This is a genomic window from Nonomuraea sp. 3-1Str, from assembly GCF_031570565.1.
GTDB lineage: Bacteria > Actinomycetota > Actinomycetes > Streptosporangiales > Streptosporangiaceae > Nonomuraea.
In genome coordinates this window covers 223,519-241,826 of record NZ_JALHBK010000009.1, presented here as the reverse complement: position 1 = coordinate 241,826, position 18,308 = coordinate 223,519, and the positions used below count along the sequence as shown (strand labels likewise).

At 71.2% G+C, this 18,308-nt stretch carries 15 protein-coding genes; 6 read left to right on the top strand and 9 right to left on the bottom strand.

Annotated elements, in window-relative coordinates; translation table 11 throughout:
* Positions 1-6: 6 nt before the first annotated feature.
* The 8 genes from MTP10_RS17415 to MTP10_RS17380 form a co-directional block, all read right to left on the bottom strand.
* Positions 7-1,335 (bottom strand): sugar ABC transporter substrate-binding protein, encoded by a 1,329-nt coding sequence (locus MTP10_RS17415; RefSeq protein ID WP_310710502.1) that lies wholly within the window; start codon positions 1,333-1,335, stop codon positions 7-9.
* 48 nt (positions 1,336-1,383) lie between these two features.
* On the bottom strand, positions 1,384-3,393 hold the full coding sequence (locus tag MTP10_RS17410; RefSeq protein WP_310710501.1) for a beta-galactosidase: 2,010 nt from the start codon (positions 3,391-3,393) through the stop codon (positions 1,384-1,386).
* Between the two features lie 2 nt (positions 3,394-3,395).
* Complete coding sequence (locus MTP10_RS17405; RefSeq protein ID WP_310710500.1) at positions 3,396-4,445, bottom strand: LacI family DNA-binding transcriptional regulator; 1,050 nt, start codon at positions 4,443-4,445, stop codon at positions 3,396-3,398.
* 186 nt (positions 4,446-4,631) lie between these two features.
* Positions 4,632-5,537, bottom strand: a complete 906-nt coding sequence (locus MTP10_RS17400; protein WP_310710499.1) for a 5-dehydro-4-deoxyglucarate dehydratase — start codon at positions 5,535-5,537, stop codon at positions 4,632-4,634.
* Positions 5,538-5,549: 12 nt separating this feature from the next.
* Entirely contained in the window at positions 5,550-6,311 is a 762-nt protein-coding gene (locus MTP10_RS17395; protein WP_310710498.1) for an IclR family transcriptional regulator, read from the bottom strand.
* A gap of 67 nt (positions 6,312-6,378) precedes the next feature.
* Positions 6,379-7,242, bottom strand: a complete 864-nt coding sequence (locus MTP10_RS17390) for a carbohydrate ABC transporter permease (protein ID WP_310710497.1) — start codon at positions 7,240-7,242, stop codon at positions 6,379-6,381.
* A complete protein-coding gene (locus MTP10_RS17385) occupies positions 7,239-8,180 on the bottom strand; it encodes a sugar ABC transporter permease (protein WP_310710496.1) in 942 nt (313 codons plus the stop codon). The genes MTP10_RS17390 and MTP10_RS17385 overlap by 4 nt, the downstream gene beginning before the upstream one ends.
* 1 nt (position 8,181) lies before the next feature.
* Entirely contained in the window at positions 8,182-9,492 is a 1,311-nt protein-coding gene (locus MTP10_RS17380) for a sugar ABC transporter substrate-binding protein (RefSeq protein ID WP_310710495.1), read from the bottom strand.
* A 134-nt stretch (positions 9,493-9,626) separates the two neighbouring features.
* Here MTP10_RS17380 and MTP10_RS17375 point away from each other — a divergent pair, with 134 nt between their 5' ends.
* From MTP10_RS17375 to MTP10_RS17350, 6 genes are all read left to right on the top strand, one after another.
* Positions 9,627-10,427, top strand: coding sequence for an NAD(P)-dependent oxidoreductase (locus MTP10_RS17375; protein WP_310710494.1), 801 nt, complete (start codon positions 9,627-9,629; stop codon positions 10,425-10,427).
* 305 nt (positions 10,428-10,732) lie between these two features.
* A complete protein-coding gene (locus MTP10_RS17370) occupies positions 10,733-11,707 on the top strand; it encodes a sugar ABC transporter permease (RefSeq protein WP_310710493.1) in 975 nt (324 codons plus the stop codon).
* Positions 11,691-12,557 (top strand): carbohydrate ABC transporter permease, encoded by an 867-nt coding sequence (locus MTP10_RS17365; RefSeq protein ID WP_310710492.1) that lies wholly within the window; start codon positions 11,691-11,693, stop codon positions 12,555-12,557. Before MTP10_RS17370 ends, MTP10_RS17365 begins: the two co-directional genes overlap by 17 nt.
* Before the next feature lie 81 nt (positions 12,558-12,638).
* Positions 12,639-13,886 carry an extracellular solute-binding protein gene (locus MTP10_RS17360; protein ID WP_310710491.1) on the top strand — a complete coding sequence of 416 codons (1,248 nt, stop codon included), beginning with the start codon at positions 12,639-12,641 and terminating at the stop codon, positions 13,884-13,886.
* 99 nt (positions 13,887-13,985) lie between these two features.
* The gene (locus MTP10_RS17355) at positions 13,986-15,266 is read left to right on the top strand and encodes a Gfo/Idh/MocA family oxidoreductase (RefSeq protein WP_310710490.1); all 1,281 of its coding nucleotides are present in this window, start codon (positions 13,986-13,988) and stop codon (positions 15,264-15,266) included.
* The gene (locus MTP10_RS17350; protein WP_310710489.1) at positions 15,259-16,380 is read left to right on the top strand and encodes a hypothetical protein; all 1,122 of its coding nucleotides are present in this window, start codon (positions 15,259-15,261) and stop codon (positions 16,378-16,380) included. Before MTP10_RS17355 ends, MTP10_RS17350 begins: the two co-directional genes overlap by 8 nt.
* A 24-nt stretch (positions 16,381-16,404) precedes the next feature.
* Here MTP10_RS17350 and MTP10_RS17345 read toward each other — a convergent pair whose 3' ends face one another.
* Entirely contained in the window at positions 16,405-18,306 is a 1,902-nt protein-coding gene (locus MTP10_RS17345) for a DUF6807 family protein (RefSeq protein WP_310710488.1), read from the bottom strand.
* Positions 18,307-18,308 lie beyond the last annotated feature (2 nt).

The following is an 18,308-nucleotide window of genomic DNA, read 5'->3' as shown; positions in this document are numbered from 1 at the left end:
GTCGTCTCAGCCGCCGACGACCTGGTAGCCCTGCTTCTTCAGGTCCGCGACGCTCTGCTGCTGCACCTGCGCGGCCACGGCCGCGAAGTCGGACTTGCCGCGCACCGCCTTGGGCATGAGGTTCTCGAAGGCGCCGTAGGTGACGTTGGTGTTCGGGCCCCAGCTGCTGAACCCGCGCGCGGTCTTCGCGATCTCGGCGGCCGACTTGTAGTAGTCCGCCTGCTCGCTCATGAAGTCGGGGGCGACGTCGAGCATGCTCTGCCCGGCGAGGGCCGAGGGGTAGAGGCCGATCTCGATGAGCACCTTCAGCGCCTCGGGGTCGCTGCTGATCCACCGGGCGAACTTCGCGGCCTGCGGCTTCTGCTTGGAGGTGGCGCTGATCGCGGTGGACGAGCCGCCCCAGAACCCGGTGACCTGCTCACCCGCGCTCCACTGCGGCAGCGGCGCCATCCGCCACTTGCCCTTGCTGGAGGGGGCGACGCCGGCGAGGACACCCGCGCCCCACACCGCGCTCGGCCAGGCGATGATGGTGCCGTCGTTCATCTGGCTGTTCCACTGCGGGGTGTACATCGGGTCGCCGAGGATCGCGCCGGAGTTGACGAGCTGCCCCCAGAAGCCGAGCATCTTCTGGGTCGCGGGGTCGTTCACGGCGACCTTCCAGGAGCCGTTCTCGTTGGCCCACCAGTTGGCGCCGGCCTGCTGGGCGAAACCGGCCAGCCAGCCGGCGTCGCCGGGCGAGAACGTGGTGAGGTAGCGCTTGGGGTCCTTCGAGCGGACCGTCTCGGCGAGCGCGCCGAACTCCTCCCACGTCGTGGGCACCTTCAGGCCCATCTTCTCGAAGATGTCGGCCCGGTAGAACAGCATCATGGGGCCGACGTCCTGGGGCACGGCGTAGGTGGCGCCGCCGAAGGAGGTCAGGTCCCAGGTGCCCTGCGGGAAGGAGGACTTGATGGGCGCGATCGCGCTGGTCAGGTCCTGCAGGGCGTTGTTGGTGATGAGCGTCGGCAGCGACTGGTACTCCGCCTGCAGGACGTCGGGGGCGTTGCCGGCCTTGACCGCGGTGAGGAACTTGGCGATCAGCTCGTCGCTGGCGGCCTGGCCGCTGAGCTTGACCTGCTGGGTGGGGTTCTTGCGGTTCCAGAGGTCGACGACCTTCTGGATGTTCTCGGCCCAGCTCCAGAAGACGATCGTGGCCGGGGCGTTCTCGTCGCCGGCGATCCGGGACGGGGCGGCCTGGTCACCTTCCCCGGACGTCGAGTCGTCGGCGCCGCAGGCGGACAGGAGCAGGGCCGCGGCGGAGGCGGCGGACGCTGTGAGGAAGGTTCTTCTGCGCATGGGGTTCTCCTAGGTGGGGATTCGAGGGCCGCGAGAAAGTCGGAGGAGTCAGGCGAGGGGGCGCAGCGCGACGACGGCGCGCGGGGCGAGCGTCACCGTGCCGTCGGCGCGGGACCCGGTCAGCAGGTCCTCGGCGGGCTCGGTGACGGGCACGCGGGCCTCCGTCGTGCCGTGGTTGAGCAGGAACAGGACGGGCCCCCGGCGGACCGCCTCGACGCCGGGGGGCGGCGGCCCGGCCAGCGCGCCGGACACGCCCGCGTCGGCCAGCGCCCGGCCGGTCAGCTCGGCCAGGGCGTCGTGCTCGGGCAGGGTGGCCACGTACCAGGCGGCGCCGGCGCCGGTGCGGTGCCGCAGCACCGCGGGGCGGCCGGCGAGGTCGCCCTCGGTGAAGACGGCGACCGGCTCGGCACCCTCGGCCCGCAGCAGCTCGGTCCAGGTGCGGGCGTCGAACGGGGTGCCGTCCGCCCACGCGCAGCGCACGGGCCGGTCCTCGGGGGCGGGCAGCCACTCCTCGCCGGAGGCGCCGAGCACGTCCCGCAGCGGCGCGGGGAACCGGCCGGTGCGGATGTGCCCGTTCGGGTCGGCGACGCCGGAGAAGGGGCCGACGACGAGCACGCCGCCGTCGCGGACGTACGCGGTCAGCGCCGCGGCGTCCTCGTCGCTCACCAGGTAGAGGTTCGGCACCACGGTGAGGGCGTAGCCGGACAGGTCGGCCGACGGCGGCACCAGGTCCACCGCCACCCCGCGCTCCCACAGCGGCCGGTAGAAGCTCAGGAGCTGGTCCGGCACGGTGAGCCGGTCGCTGGGCCGGCCGGCCTCCTCCAGCGCCCACCAGCTCGGCCAGTCGTGCACGACGGCGACCCGCGCCGGCACCGGCTGCCCCGCCACCTCGGAGAGCCGGCGCAGCTCCGCGCCGTGCGCCCGCACCTCGGCGTGCAGCCGGGTGTCGGGGCCGGCGTGGGGCAGCATCGCGGCGTGGAAGCGCTCGGCGCCGAAGCGGGAGGCCCGCCACTGGAAGTAGCAGGACCCGTCCGAGCCGCGGGCCACGGCCTGCAGCGACTCCAGCCTGAGCTGGCCGGCGGGCTTGGGCAGGTTGTGCGGGCGCCAGTTGACCGCCGTGGTGGCCTGCTCCAGCAGCAGCCAGGGCCGGCCGCCGCCGAGCGAGCGGGTCAGGTCGTGGGTGAGCGCGGAGCGCACCGGGAACAGCGGGTCGGCCGGGTCCGGGTACCAGTCGTTGGAGACGATGTCCTCCTCGGGCGCCCACTGCCAGTAGTCCACCGGCTTGAACAGGCCCATGAAGTTCGTCGTGACCGGCACGCCGGGGGTGCGCTCGCGCAGGACGTCGCGCTCGGCGCGGTAGTGCTCCAGCAGCGCGTCGGAGCAGAACCTCGCCCAGTCGAGCTTCTGCGTGGGGTTGATCAGGTACGGCGCGCGGCGCGGCGGGATGACCTCGGCCCAGTCGCTGTAGCGCTGGCTCCAGAACGTGGTGCCCCACGCCTCGTTGAGGCCGTCGAGGTCGCCGTGGCGCTCGCGCAGCCAGGCCCGGAAGGCCGCGGCGGAGTCGTCGCAGTGGCAGATCTGGCCGTACTCGTTGCCGACGTGCCACAGGGCGAGCGCCGGGTGACCGGCGTAGCGGTCGGCCAGGTCGGTGACGAGGGCCAGGGCCCGCTCGCGGTAGACGGGGGAGGAGGGGCAGAACTGGTTGCGGGCGCCGTACCAGAGCCGGTGCCCCGACTCGTCGACCGGCAGCGTCCCGGGCCAGCGGTGGCCCAGCCACGGCGGCGGCGAGGCGGTGGGGGTGGCCAGGTCCACGGCGATGCCGGCGTCGGCGAGCAGGCCGAGCACCCGGTCCAGCCAGCCGAAGTCCCGCGCGCCGGGCTCGGGCTCGATGCGCGCCCAGCTGAACACGCCGACGGTGACCAGGTTGACCCCGGCCGCCCGCATCAGCTCGACGTCCTCCTCCCAGACGTGCTCGGGCCACTGCTCGGGGTTGTAGTCGCCGCCGAAGAGCAGGCCGCGCCCGGCGGTGAGGGTGTGCGTGCCCAGCGGTCCCGCCATCCTCATGCTCCCTTCTCGCTGGTGGTACGGCTCGCGGACAGGGGCCGGGGCGGCCCCGAGCTGTCGCCGGCCATCAGGCGGCAGGGCACGAGGTGATGCTGGGGAGTGTCGTCGCCGCGCAGCCGGTCGATGAGCATGCGGGCGCCCAGCCGGCCCAGCTCGGAGCTGGGCGGCTCCAGCGTGGTGAGGCGGGGGTGGTACATCTCCGCGACCCGGGCCGAGGAGAGCACCAGCATCAGGGTCAGGTCGCGCGGGATCGACCAGCCGCGGGCCGCGACGGCGGCGATCACTCCGACCGCCGCGTGGTCGCTCATCACGGCCAGCGCGGTGACCTCGGGGTGCCGGTCGAGCAGCCGCTCGAACGCCTCGCGCCCTTCGTCGGCGGTGCCGGCGCGGAACGCGTCGACGTAGCCCAGACCGGCCCGCCCGGCGGCGGCGGCGAACTCCTCGCCGGTGCGGATGGTGGGGCCGTACTGGGTGGAGTAGGCGCCGGGCGAGTGGTTGAAGAAGGCGAACGAGCGGTGCCCGAGCTCCGCCAGGTGCGCCACGGCCTCCTCGGCGGTGCGGGCGAAGTCGATGTCGGCGTAGCTGATCGCCTCGGGGTCGCGGGTGCGGCCTATCATGCTGAACGGGATACCGGCCTGCGCGAGGAAGTCGGGCCGCTCGTCGTCCAGCCGCACCTCCATGAGCAGCGCGCCGTCGATGAGGCCGAGCCCGGTGAAGTGCCGCAGCTCCTGGACGGGGTCACTGTTCTCGGGCGAGAGCAGCAGGTGGTAGCCCTGCTCGGCGGCGGCCTCGGCGGCGCCGGTGGCGAACTGCATCTCGGTCAGCCCGAAACCGCTGTGCGGGGCGGGGAACAGCAGCGCCAGGATCTGGGTGCGCTTGCTCACCAGGCCGCGGGCCAGCAGGTTGGGCCGGTAGCCGAGCTCGGCCGCGGCCCGCTCGATCCGGCGCCTGGTCTCGGCCGCGACCGGCCGGGTGCCGTTGAGCGCGGCGGAGACGGTACTGATGGCGACCTGCGCCCGTTCCGCCACGTCACGTAGGGAAGTCATGCTGCTCCGGCCCTTGGCTGCGGTTGTCGAAACGTTTCGCGCGAAACGTTTCGCAAAACCTAGAGTCGGTTTTATGGATATGTCAATAGTGTTACGTTAGATGTCCGAAACCCGGCCGGGGACGCGAGCGAGCGCCCCCCGGGTCACCGGGAGGCGCTCGACGAGGCGGGGACGATCAGGGGACGGTCAGGCTCCGGCGACCTCCAGGCCGGCCGCCAGGATCTTCTCCAGCCGCTCCACATGCTCGGGCAGCGGGTCCACCAGCGGCGCCCGCACCCCGCCCACGTCCAGCCCGCGCAGCCGCACCCCGGCCTTGACCAGCGACACGGCGTAGCCGGGCACCAGGTCGCGCAGCTCCACCAGCGGCAGGTAGAAGTCGGTCAGCAGCAGCCGCGCCCGCTCCTCGTCCCCGCCCGTCACGGCGTCGTGGAAGGCCAGCGCGATCTCCGGGGCGAACGCGAACACGGCGCTGGAGTACAGCGTGACCCCGAGCCCCCGGTAGGCCGGCACGGTGAGCTCCGCCGTGGGCAGCCCGTTGAAGAAGGTGAACTCCCGGTCCGTGGTGCGGCGCACGGTCAGGATGATGCGCTGGAGCAGGTCGAAGTCGCCCAGCCCGTCCTTGAAGCCGATCACCTGCGGCAGCTCCGCCAGCTCGGCGACCGCGGCCGGGGTGAAGCGGGCGGTGCCGCGCTGGTAGACCACGGCCGGCAGCCCGGCGGCCTCCGTCACCTCGCGCACGTAGCGGACCAGGCCGCCGGGCGGCGCGGTGACGAGGTAGGGCGGCATGACCAGCAGCCCGTCGGCGCCGCTGTCGGCCGCGGCGCGGGCGATGGCCCTCGCGGTGGGCGGCACGCCGCCCGCGCCCGCGAAGACGGGCACCCGCCCGGCGGTGGCGGCGACGGCGGTGGCCACCGCGGCGGTGTACTCGGGCAGGTCCGGGGCGTTGACCCCGCCCGTGCCGCCCGCGGCGAACACTCCTCCCGCCCCGGCCGCGACCCCGCCGGCGACGTGCTCGGCCAGGACGTCCTCAGCGACGCCGCCGCCGGCGCCGAAGGGGGTCACGGGGAAGAAGAGAACACCATCGAGCCGCATGAACGGTCCTTTCTAGCGGATGCCCTCCCGCCGGAGGGTGGCAGCCAGCTTGCGGGTGTGCGTGATCACCGCTTCGGTGACCTCCTCGACCCCGGCGGGCGGCAGGCCCGCCGGCATCGAGCAGCTGATCGCGTCGGTCGCGGGGATCCGGTAGTCCACCGCCACCGCCACGCAGGCCACGCCGGGCGTGCCCTGCTCGCGCTCGTAGGCGTAGCCACGGGTGCGGACCTGGTCCAGCTCGCCGGTCAGCTTTTCCAGGTCGATGATCGTGTGATGCGTCATCGACGGCAGCGGTTGCGGCAGCAGCGCCGCCACCTCGTCGTCGGTGAGCTGCGCCAGCAGCGCCTGTCCGAGCGCCGTGACGTGGGCGGGCAGCCGCCGGCCGACCCGCGGGATCACGTGGTGCGCGTCGCGCGACTCGCGGGTCGCGAGGTAGATCACGTGGGACTCGTCGCGGCGCGCGAAGTGGGCCGTCTGGCCGATCTCCGCGCGCAGGTCCTCCAGCGTCTGCTGCGCGAACGGCAGCGCCGGGTCCTTGTCGAGGTAGGCGGTCCCGGTCAGCAGGGCGTGCGGCCCGATGCCGAACGCGCCCCTGCCCGAGTCGTTCTCCACCCATTTGAGCTCCACCAGCGTGCGCATGAGCGCGTGCAGGCTGCTGCGGGGGAAGCCGGTGCGTTGCTGGAGCTCCGACAGGGTCAGGGTCTCCTGGGAGCCGGCCAGGGCCTCCAGGATGCGGACGGTCCGTTCGGCGGACTTGACCAACTGCGGCTCCATGATCATCCCATCCCTGTGACGGCTCCTCGGTGTCAGCATATTGGATGGCGTCCATGTACATGGACGCCTAACCTTTGATGGCGCCGCTTGTCAGACCGCGCATGAACTGCCGCTGGAAGGCGAGGAAGGCGATGATCGACGGCAGCAGCGCCAGCAGCGAGGCCGCGAGCAGCACGCCGATGCCCACCTCCTCGTCCGAGCGGAGCGAGCGCAGCGCGATCGGCAGCGTCCACATGCCCGGCTCCGGCGCGACGATCAGCGGCAGCAGGTACTGGTCCCAGATCATGGTGAAGCCGAAGACGCCGATCACGCCGAGGGCCGGCCGGCACAGCGGCAGGATGATCGTGAAGAACGTGCGCAGCTCGCCCGCCCCGTCGATCCGCGCGGCCTCCTCCAGCTCCACCGGCACCTCCTTCATGAACTCGGTCATGACGAGGATGGAGAAGCCCCAGGCGCCGAGCGGCAGGATCATGCCCGCGTACGTGCCGATGAGGTCGGTGTGGAAGAGCGGCAGGTCGGCGAGCACCAGCGACAGCGGGATCGCGATGATCTCCTCCGGCAGCATCATCGTCGCCAGCATGATCAGCATGACGATCGCCATGCCTCTGAACTTCTTGCGCGACAGGGAGTAGGCGGCGAAGACGCTCACCAGCATCTGCAGCAGCAGGCCGAAGCCGACGACCACGAACGAGTTGAGCAGGTAGTCGTAGACGTTCTTGTCGGCCGCCTGGACGAAGTTCTGGAAGGTGAACCCGTCGGGCCACAGCGAGAAGCTGGTCGGGTCGAGCGTCTTGCTGAACGCGCTGACCAGCAGGCCGATGAGCGGCCCGGTGAAGACCAGCACCATCAGGGTGTAGACGACGACCTTCAGCGCGGTCGCGACCGGCCCCCGGCGTGACTCCAGCCCGAGGGCGCTGTCGAATCTCATCATGCCGCCTGCCTCCTGCGCATGACCTGGACCAGGACGGTGAGCAGCAGCGTGGCCAGGAACAGCAGGATGCCGCCCGCCGAGGCCACGCCCAGCTCGCCCTTCTGGAAGCCGAGCTTGTACACGAGTGTCATGAGCACCTCGGAGGAGCCGTTCGGGCCGCCGTTGGTGAGGACGTACACCTCGACGAAGACCCGCAGGCCGCGGATGGCCGCCAGGGTGAACAGGATCCAGAACACCGGCCGCAGCGCCGGCAGCGTGATGTGCCGCAGCCGCTCCCAGGTGGACGCGCCGTCCACGGCGGCGGCCTCGTACAGCGTGCGGTCCACGCCCACGAGCCCCGCCAGGAAGATCATCATGTCGTACGGCGTGCCGCGCCAGATGCTCATGCCCATGATGGACAGCAGCGAGGAGTGCTCGCTGGCCAGGAACGGCTGCACGCCCCCGCCGAACCAGCCGAGGATGCTGTTGATCATGCCGGTGTCGGCGGGGTGGTACATGATCCGCCACACCTCCGCCACGACCGCCATCGTGGTCACGACAGGCAGGAACGCCGCGGTCCTGACGAACCACAGGTAGCGGGAAGGGCCCTCGATGAGCAGGGCCAGGCCCAGTCCGAGCACCAGCGAGCCGGCCGTGGTGCCGAGGGCCAGCACCGTGCTGTGCCAGATGGCCGAGATGAACGCGTCGTCGGTCAGGATCGTCCGGTAGTTGTCGAGACCCACCCACGAGCTGTCGATGTAGCGGATCTCCTGGAAGCTCATCACCAGGCCCTTGGCCATCGGGATGAACTTGAAGTAGAGGAACAGCAGCAGTGCGGGTGACAGGAACGCCCACGCGACGAGCGTCCCCCGCCGCCGCGCCCGCTTGGGGCGGCGGCGGGGGGCCGCCACGGGCGGCGGCGCCTGCGCGACGGCGGGCGGGCTCACGCTCCGGCTCATGTCAGGAGGCCTTCTGGGACTGCAGTTCCTGGTTGAGCTTGGTGTTCAGGCCCTCCATCGCGGTCTTGACATCGGCGGAGCAGTCGGCCCACACCGTGTTGATCGCGTCGGCCGAGGTCTGCCGGATGGGCGCCCAGTTCGGCACCGGAGGCGCGTAGACGGCGTTGGCGTAGGACTCCTGGAACACCTTCCAGCGCGGGTCCTGCCGCTCGGCGGCCATGTCGATCTGGGTGTTGACCGGCAGGCGGACGATGACACCGTCGGCGTCCTTGTTCATGCCGATCCGCTGGCCGTCGGCGGAGGAGGCGTACTCGGCGAACTTCCGCTGCCCCTCCTCGTTGTCCGAGCCCGCCATGAGGTAGACGTTCTCGCCCTCGCCGAGGGTGCCGGGGCCGCCGGACGGGCCCTTGGGCACGGGGACGACCTCGACCTTGTCGGTGCCGATGTTCTTGACGAAGCGGGCGAGCACGTACGGGCCGACCAGGTAGATGCCGGCCTGGCCCTTCTCGAACACCTCGTGGGAGACGGTCGTGTCGTTGCTGACCGCGCCGGGGTTCACGGTCTTGGTCTTGCAGAACTGGTCCTGGAGGTACTGCACCGCCTCGACCGTCTTCGGGTCGTTGACCACGGAGGTGAACTTGCCGGGGGCCGTCGCCTTCACGAAGTCGCCGCCGTTGGCGTAGATGAGGGAGGAGGCGTACCAGGAGGCGTAGCCGCGCTTGGTGCCTCCCGGGATGACGAAGCCGGCCGTGTCCTTCTGGCCGTTGCCGTCGGGGTCCTTGTCCGTGAACGCCTGGGCGAGCTTGGTGAGGTCCTCCCACGTCCTGGGCGTGTCGAGGCCGACCTTCTCCCGCCAGTCCTTGCGGACGATGAGGGCGAACGCCTGGGCGGAGAACGGCACGCCGTAGTACTTGCCGTCGCCGCCCTGTGCGGCCTTCCACGCCAGCTCCGACAGCTTGTCGGCGCCGGCGAGCTTGGCCTTGTCCACCTCGCGCACCCAGCCCTGGGTGTGCATGTTGCCGAGTTGTGCGGTGTCGTTGATGACGATGTCGGGCAGCTTGCGCTGCGCCGCCTGCTGCTGCAGTTTCGTCTCGAAGTCGTCGAAGATCGCGACCACCTTGGTCTTGATCCCGCTGGACTTCGTGAAAGCGTCGGCCAGCTTGACGGCCGTCTTCGCGGAGAGGGACTCAGGCGCCTGCCTGATCCAGATCTCCAACGCGTCGTCGCCTGAGCCGGACCCCCCGGAGCCGCAGCCTGTCATCGTTACGGCCAGGGTCGCCGCGAGCGCGACCCCGAGCAGATGGCGTGACATCAGACCGCCTCCTGTTCACATATATGGACATGTGCCGCCCATGTGGACCTCGTCAGGTGAACGTAACGAGTGACCTACATCACGGTCAATATTCAAGAATGTGAATTTAAGTCACCGTTGTGTACAAGGGGACCATGCGCATTCTCATGACCGGCGCGGCCGGGAAGGTCGGCACGCTCCTCCGCCCACGCCTGGCCCGCGAGGGCCGCGTCCTCCGTCTGTCCGACATCCGCCCGGTCGACACCGGCCTGGGACCGGGGGAGGAGGAGGTCACCGCCGACCTGACCGACCCCGCCGCGATGGCCGAGGCGATGAAGGGCGTCGACGCCGTGCTCCATCTCGGCGGGCAGAGCCGCGAGCACCCGTGGGCCGACGTCGTGCGGGCCAACATGGACGGCACCCACGCGCTCCTGGAGGCCGCCCGCGAGGAGGGGGTGCGGCACGTGGTGATGATGGGCAGCCACCACGCCGCCGGCTTCCACACCCGGCCGCCCTCCGGTGAGGACCTGCCCGACTACGCCTTCCCGCGCCCAGACACCTTCTACGGCGTCAGCAAGGTCGTCATGGAGGCGCTGGGCAGCCTGTACCACGACCGCTTCGGCATGAACGTGACCGTGATCCGGCTCGGCACCTGCAATGAGGCGTCCGGCGACACGCGCGGCCTGGCCACCTGGATCTCGCCCGACGACCTGACCCGCCTGGTGGAGGCCGCGTTCACCGCCCCCGGCTACCACGTCGTCTGGGGCGTCTCCGACAACGCCCGGCGCTGGTGGTCGCTGGAGGAGGCCCGCGCGATCGGCTACGTCTCCCAGGACGACTCGGAGGCCCACGCCGGCCCCGTCCTGGCCGAGCAGGGCGAGCCGGACCTGTCCGAGCCGCTCCACGACCGCGCCGGCGGCGTGTTCACGCTCAGGGAGCTAGGCGGCAAGTGGTGACCCGGGCGGCCTGACCGGCGGGGAGCGCGCCTCCCCGCCGGACACGTTCCGTAACCGCCTCCGGCGGCCCTTCGGTGCTCCTAAACATGCAACCGGTTGTAGTCCCACGACGCCAAGGCCAAAACGTTAACTGACCTCATCTTCCCTGTTCGCCCGCGTGAGCTGGGGTTTCCGAGTTGACGATATATCGGTAACGGGTTTGTAACGTCTGCAAAGGGTTGACGAAACTTTTCGCATCCCTATAGGAAGGCGCTATCCGATCCCGCCGTGCCGGGGAGGCCCTGGAATGAGGGATGCATGAATCCATGTCTGATTCGCTGTCCGTAACCCCGGAACGTGTGCTCACGCCCGTGCCGCCACGGCCGGGCCGCCGGCAGAAACCGGCGGTGAACGCTCACCGGAAGCGTGAGGCCCTGACGGCCTACGTCTTCCTCGCCCCCTGGTTCGTGGGGCTGTTCGTCATCACCGTGGGGCCCATCCTGGCCTCGCTGTACCTGTCGTTCACCGACTACAGCCTCCTGGAGGAGGGCTCGTGGGTCGGGGCCGACAACTACGTCAAGATGTTCACCCAGGACGACCGGTTCCTCACCTCGCTGAAGGTGACCACGATCTACGTCGTCGTGTCGGTGCCCCTGCAGCTCGCCTTCGCGCTCCTCCTGGCCCTCGCCCTGGACCGGGGCCTGCGCGGGCTGCCGTTCTACCGCTCGGTCTACTACCTGCCCTCGCTGCTGGGCGGCAGCGTCGCCATCGCCATCCTGTGGCGCAAGCTGTTCGGCGTCGACGGCCTGTTCAACGCGGTGCTCGCGATCTTCGGGATCGAGGGGCCCGGCTGGGTGTCCAGCCCCGACACGGCGCTCGGCACGCTGATCCTCCTGCACGTGTGGACGTTCGGCGCGCCGATGGTCATCTTCCTGGCCGGCCTGCGGCAGATCCCGCAGAGCTACTACGAGGCCGCCTCGGTGGACGGGGCGAGCCGGCTGCGCCAGTTCCGGTCGATCACGCTGCCGCTGCTGACGCCGATCATCTTCTTCAACCTCGTGCTGGAGGTCATCAAGTCGTTCCAGTCGTTCACCCAGTCGTTCATCGTGAGCGGCGGAAACGGCGGGCCGGTCGACTCCACGCTCTTCTACACCCTCTATCTCTACCTCAAGGGCTTCAAGAGCTACGAGATGGGCTACGCGGCCGCCATGGCCTGGGTGCTCCTGCTCATCATCGCCGGCCTGACCGGCGTGAATTTCCTCGCGTCGAAGTATTGGGTCTTCTATGGCGACACGAAGTAACGCGGTCCCGTTCCTCTTCCGCCCGATGAGGGGCGGCCGCCTGCTCAAGCACCTCATGCTCGCGGGCTTCGGCCTGGTGATGCTGTACCCGCTGCTGTGGATGATCTCCAGCTCGCTCAAGCCCGAGGAGCTGATCTTCCGGGAGCCGGGGCTGCTGCCGAGCACCGTCACGCTGGACAACTACAGCGAGGGCTGGAACGCGCTCAAGCACTCGTTCGGCTACTACCTGTGGAACTCCGCCGTCATCACCGGTCTGAGCGTCCTGGCGAACCTGGTCGCCTGCTCGCTGGCCGCCTACGCGTTCGCCCGGCTGAACTTCCCCCTGAAGAAGCTGTGGTTCGCGGTCATGCTGGGCTCGATCATGCTGCCGCACCACGTCACGGTCGTGCCGCAGTACATCGTGTTCTCGAAGCTGGACTGGATCAACACGATCTGGCCGCTGATCGTGCCGAAGTTCCTGGCGACGGACGCGTTCTTCATCTTCCTGATGGTGCAGTTCATCCGGACCCTTCCACGAGAGCTCGACGAGGCCGCCGCGATCGACGGCGCGGGCTACTGGCGCGTGTTCCTGCAGGTGATCCTTCCGCTGTGCGTACCCGCGCTCGCCACGACCGGCATTTTCACCTTTATCTGGACGTGGAATGACTTCTTTAGCCAGAACCTGTATCTGACGAACAGCGATAACCTCACGGTGGCCGTCGCCCTCCGCCAGTTCCTGGACTCGAGCGGGGAGTCGTCGTGGGGACCGATGTTCGCGATGTCGATCGTGTCACTCGGGCCCATTTTCGGGTTCTTCCTGGCTGGACAGAAGTACCTGATCCGCGGTGTGGCTACCACCGGCCTCAAGTAGCCGATTCACCCCCCGCATTCTCCTAGAGGAGGTAGAGCTGTGAGTCTCGGCTCTCGTAAGAAGATGTGGACGGTTGCCGTCATGACGGCGGCCGTGATGACGGCGGCGAGCGCGTGTGGCGGTGGCAGCGGCGGCGACAGCGGCGGCTCCGGCGACAAGACGAAGATCGTCTTCTCCTACTGGGGCAGCGACGCCCGCCAGAAGCTCACCGAGCAGGCCCTGAAGAAGTTCGAGGAGAAGAACCCGACGATCGACGTCGAGGGCGACTTCTCCAACTGGGACAGCTACTACGAGAAGCTGGCGACCAAGGTGGCGGCCAACGACGCCCCCGACGTCATGAGCATCGAGATCCGCGGGCTCAGCGAGTACGCCGGGCGCGGCGCGCTGGCGGACCTGGCCGGCAAGGTGCCCTCCGCCGACCTCGACCAGCAGGTGCTCAGCAGTGGCCAGGTGGACGGCAAGCAGTACGCCATCCCCACCGGCGTCAACGCCTTCTCCATGCTGGCCAACCCCTCCGTGCTGGAGAAGGCCAAGCAGAAGCTGCCCGACGACAAGAGCTGGACCTGGGACGACTGGATCAACCTGGCCAAGCAGGTGTCGGGCTCGGGCGGCAACGTGATGGGCGCCGAGTACAACCCCAACCCGGCGTGGCTGCAGATCTTCGCCGCCCAGCGCGGTGAGAAGTTCTACGACGGCAACAAGATCGGCGTCTCCGTCGACACCATCAAGGCGTGGTGGAACATCAGCCAGCAGCTCATCCAGGCCAAGGCGGCTCCCGAGCCCGCCAAGAGCGCCGAGCTGCTCACCGCCGGCCCCGAGCAGTCGCTGCTGGCCACCAACACCGGCGCGATGGGCATGTGGTGGAGCAACCAGCTCAACGCCCTGTCCAAGGCGTCCGGCCAGGAGCTCTCGCTGCTGCGCATGCCCAAGGAAAAGGGCGCCACCAGCGCCGGCATGTTCCTCCAGCCGGCCATGTACTACACCGGCTCCGCCAAGTCCGAGCACCCGGCCGAGGCCGCCAAGCTGATCGACTTCCTGGTCAACGACCCGGACGCCGCCTCCATCCTGCTGAGCGACCGCGGCCTGCCCACCAACGCCAAGGTGCTGGCCGCCGTCAAGGACAAGCTGCCCCCGGTCGACCAGCGGACACTCGCCTTCATCGACGAGATCAAGGGCGAGCTGAGCCCGATCAGCGCCCCGCCGAAGGGCGCCCTCCAGATGGAGGACATCCTCAAGCGCAACACCGACGAGGTCCTCTTCGGCAAGACCACGCCGGACGCGGGCGCCCAGAAGTTCCTGTCCGAGGCGAACGCCGCCATCGCCGGCTGACGCCGGTTTCCTGACCGTCCCACGAGGGGGCGGTCACAGCACCGCGGGCTGGGGGACGAGCGCCCCCAGCCCCTCATCTCGAATCTCGGGGAGAGCACGTTGAGCACCAGGTACGCTTTCGTCGGCCTCGGCCACCGCGCCCAGATGTACGTGGACGCGCTGCTGGGCGACTGGAGCGACGCGGGGACCATCGCCGGTCTCTGCGACACCAACCGGACCCGCATGGCCTACTACGTCGAGCGCATCGGCCGCGAGGTGCCCTGCTTCGCCCCCGACGAGTTCGGCAAGCTGCTCGACCTGGCCGACACGGTCATCGTCGCCACGGTCGACGCCACCCACGCCCGCTACGTCTGCGCCGCCCTGGACGCCGGCAAGGACGTCATCGTGGAGAAGCCGCTCACCGTCGACGCCGAGAGCGCCGCCGCGATCGCGGAGGCGGCCGGGCGGGCCACGGGCCGGCTGGTGGTCACCTTCAACTACCGCTACTCCCCGCGCAACTCCGCGGTGAAGCGCCTCATCAGCGAGGGCGCCATCGGCGAGGTCACCTCGGTCCACTTCGACTGGGCCCTCGACACCATCCACGGCGCCGACTACTTCCGCCGCTGGCACCGCGACCGCGCCAACTCGGGCGGCCTGCTCGTCCACAAGTCCACCCACCACTTCGACCTGGTCAACTGGTGGCTCGCCGCCGCGCCCCGCCTCGTGTTCGCCCAGGCCGACCTGCGCTTCTACGGCACGGCCCTGCCTCGGGGCGAGCGCCCCGAGCGCTCGCACGGCGCGCCGGGCCTCGGCACCGACCCGTTCCTGCTCGACATCTCGGCCGACCCCCGGCTCAAGCGCCTCTACCTCGACGCCGAGCACGAGGACGGCTACATCCGCGACCAGGACGTCTTCGCCGACGGCGTGACCATCGACGACACCATGTCGGTGCTGGTCCGCTACGCCAACCGCGCGATCCTCACCTACTCGCTCACCGCGCACGCCCCCTACGAGGGCTACCGCGTGGTCTTCAACGGCACCGAAGGCCGCATCGAGCTGGAGGTGTGCGAGCGGTCGTGGACCCCGCCGCAGGCCGCCATCGACCCGAGCGCCGCGAGCAAGGAGCACGCCGCGGGCTCCTGGGAGCGGCTCGTCCTGCACCGCCACTGGCAGCAGGCGGAGGAGGTCCCGATCGAGCGGGGCGCGGGCGGCCACGGCGGCGGCGACCGGCTGCTGCTGAACGACGTCTTCCGCGGCCCCGGGGACGACCCGCTCGGCCGCCCGGCCGGCTATCGCGACGGCATCCGCAGCGTGCTGGTCGGCGTCGCCGCCAACCGCTCGGCCGCGACCGGCCTGCCCGTCGCCCTCAGCGAGGACGGCACCAGCCTGGCCGATGCCTGAGCGGGGATCGGGGCAGGCGCCGGCGCTGCGCCACCTCGGGGAGTTCTCCGGGCTGGCCGAGGTGGCCGCGCGCGGGCGCGGCCTGTTCCCCGAGGCCGCCCCGGGTCCCGCGCTGCGGCGCGCCGCCCGCGACGCGATCGGCGTGCTCGACCTGGCCGCGGACGACGTGCGCGTGGAACGGTCCTGGACCGCGGGCGACCTCGACGGCGAGGAGCTGTCCTGGTCGCTCGGCTACGGCCCGCGCACCCGGGCGTACCTGCTCAGGCCGCGCGGCGCGACCGGCCCGCTGCCGGGCGTCGTCGCGCTGCACTGCCACGCGGGCATGAAGTTCGCCGGTAAGGAGAAGATCGCCGACGGCCCCGAGCCGGCGTCGCCCGAGGTCGCGCGGCTGCGCGGCCGGATCTACGACGGCCGGGCCTACGCCGACGACCTGGCCCGGCAGGGGTTCGCCGTGCTCGTCCACGACGTCCTCGGCTGGGGCAGCCGCCGCTTCCCGCTGGAAGCCATGCCCGAGCCCGTGGCGGCGCTGGCCGCCGGGGGCGGCCCTGAGGGGCTGTCCGAGGCCGACCGCTACGACCGGGCGGCGGCGCAGCACGAGCACCTGCTGGAGAAGTACTGCACGCTGCTCGGCACGTCGCTGGCGGGCGCGGTGGCGGGGGAGGACCTGGCCGCCGCGGCCTACCTGCGGGCACGCTCGGACGTCGGCCCGGTGGGGTGCGTAGGGCTGTCGGGCGGCGGCCTGCGCGCCGCGCTGCTCGGCGCGTTCGACCCCGGCATTCGGGCGGTCGCCGTCGCGGCCATGATGGCGTCCTACCGCGACCTGCTCGACCGCCACGTCGCGTCGCACACGTGGATGCTCTACCCGCCCGGCCTGTCGCGGGTGTGCGACTGGCCGTCACTGGCGGCCGCACGCGCTCCGGAGCCGCTCCTGGTCCTGTACGGCGAGCGGGACGAGCTGTTCCCGCCCGCCGGGATGCGCCGGGCCCACGAGATCATCTCCCGCGCGTACCCGGAGGGCGGCTACGAGGGCGTCTTCTTCGACGCCCCGCACGCCTTCACCCTGCCCATGCAGGAGCACGCCTTCGCCTGGCTGTCGCGGCACCTGGCGGCCTGAGCCCGCGGTCGCCGCCAACGACGCTCAGGCCGTCGCCTCGGTCACCAGATCCGGGACCTCGCCGGGCGCCAGGCGGCCGTCGGCGACGACCACGGTGACCCGGCGGGCCAGCACGTCGCCGAAGACCAGCGGCGTGTCCCAGGCCAGCGCCGTGCCCACCCCGGGGTACTCCGCGACCCGCACGAACCACGGGTCGTCCTCCTGGGCGAACACCAGTGTCCAGTCCTCCGACGACAGCGCCAGCCACGGCGCCCGCGACCCGTGCACGGCCTGCTCGCCCTCGGCCTCCCCGGTGAAGACCCCCAGCCCCGGCGAGCCGGCGGGAGCCCGCCAGAAGAACCCGCCGTACCCTGCTCCGGCCCGGCCCTTGGTGGCCGAGCTCTGGATCGTCAGCGGCGAGCCGGTGAGGTTGCGCAGCGTGAAGGAGAAGCGCAGCGCCCAGCCCCGCGACAGCGGGACCGCCCGCGCCGTCCGCTCCTCGCGCACGACCGGGTCCTCGCCCGGCCGCTCCCACAGCAGCGTCTCGGCGAACCCTGCCCGGTCGCGGCCGGTGAACTCCACGTGCCGCTGGACGCCGTGGTTGTCGAGCCAGGTCGGCCCCTGGTCGCGGACGAAGGTGCGCCCGCCCCAGAAGTTGCGCCCGCCCACGTCCGTCACGGCCACGCCGGCGCCCAGGTGGTGCGGGTGGTCCTGCGGCCGCACCTCGGTCACGACGACGCCCCCGAGCGTGCGCACCGGATGCAGGTACGGCCGGGGCGACTCGGTGAGCGGCAGGCCGGGACGCGTCACGTACTCGGCGACGACCCCGCCCCCGGCGACCAGCGGCACGGCCCAGGGCGCGCCCACCTCGGAGAACAGCGCGAGCCGGTCCGCGCAGGCGTCCACCAGCCCGGCGACGCCCGGCAGCACCCGGCCCTCGCCGGAGCGGTCCTGGTGCTCGTCGGCGATCGGCAGCGGGTCGGGGGCGAGCCGGATGGCCTCCAGCACCTCCATGAACGCCCCGGTCCTGCCGATGGGCACGAGCAGCGGCTCCCCGGAGCGGACGTGGTCCACCAGGTTGCGCAGCAGGTCCGTCCGGCCGAACCGCCGCACGGGCCCGTCGTCCACCTGGACCTCGTCCAGCGTGTACCTGAGCGTGATCCGTCCCCGCTCGCCGTGGACGACCACGTACGGCTCGTCCCGCTCGGCGGCGCACAGCGTCACGGCGGCCACGATCGGCGGCCCGCCGGCCGTGGTGACCCGGACCGCGGAGGTGTCGTCCGACTCGATGGCGTTGGCGTGGAACAGCTCCGTCTCGACCGAGGCGACGGCGCCGCGCCCCTCGGTCCCGGCCACCGCCAGGGCGGTCGCCAGCGCGTGGGCGAACGGGTTGGTCAGCGCGCCGTCCACGACGTCCACGCCGTCGAGCCGCCGCCGGCCCGCCCACGCGCTGCGCGTGAAGTAGGACGCGGGCCGCGGCCACGAGCCGGCCACGCCGATCCCGGTGCCGCGGCCGATGACGCCCTCGGCGATCATGCCGCGCACCGCCGGGACCGCCGCCGAGCCGAGGCTCTGGAACCCCACCTGGCAGGCGAGCCCCGACTCGGCGGCGGCGCGCTCCATCCGGTCGAAGTCGGCCAGCGTGGCCGCCGTCGGCTTCTCCACCAGCACGTGCGCCCCCGCCGCCAGCGCGGCCAGCGTCAGCTCGGCGTGCGTCGGGATGGGCGTCGCCAGGATCGCGATCTCCGCGCCGGTCCGCTTGATCAGCTCCGGCAGGTCCGTGGAGAACTCGGGCGCGGCGTCGCCGGGGCCGAGCCCGTCGAGCGCTCCCGGCTCCGGCGGCACGGTGTCGCAGACGCCGGCCAGCTCGACCACGTCCCTCATGTGCCGCAGCCGCTCCAGGTAATGGGCCCCGAATCCCCGGGTGCCCGCCAGGACGACGCGCATGC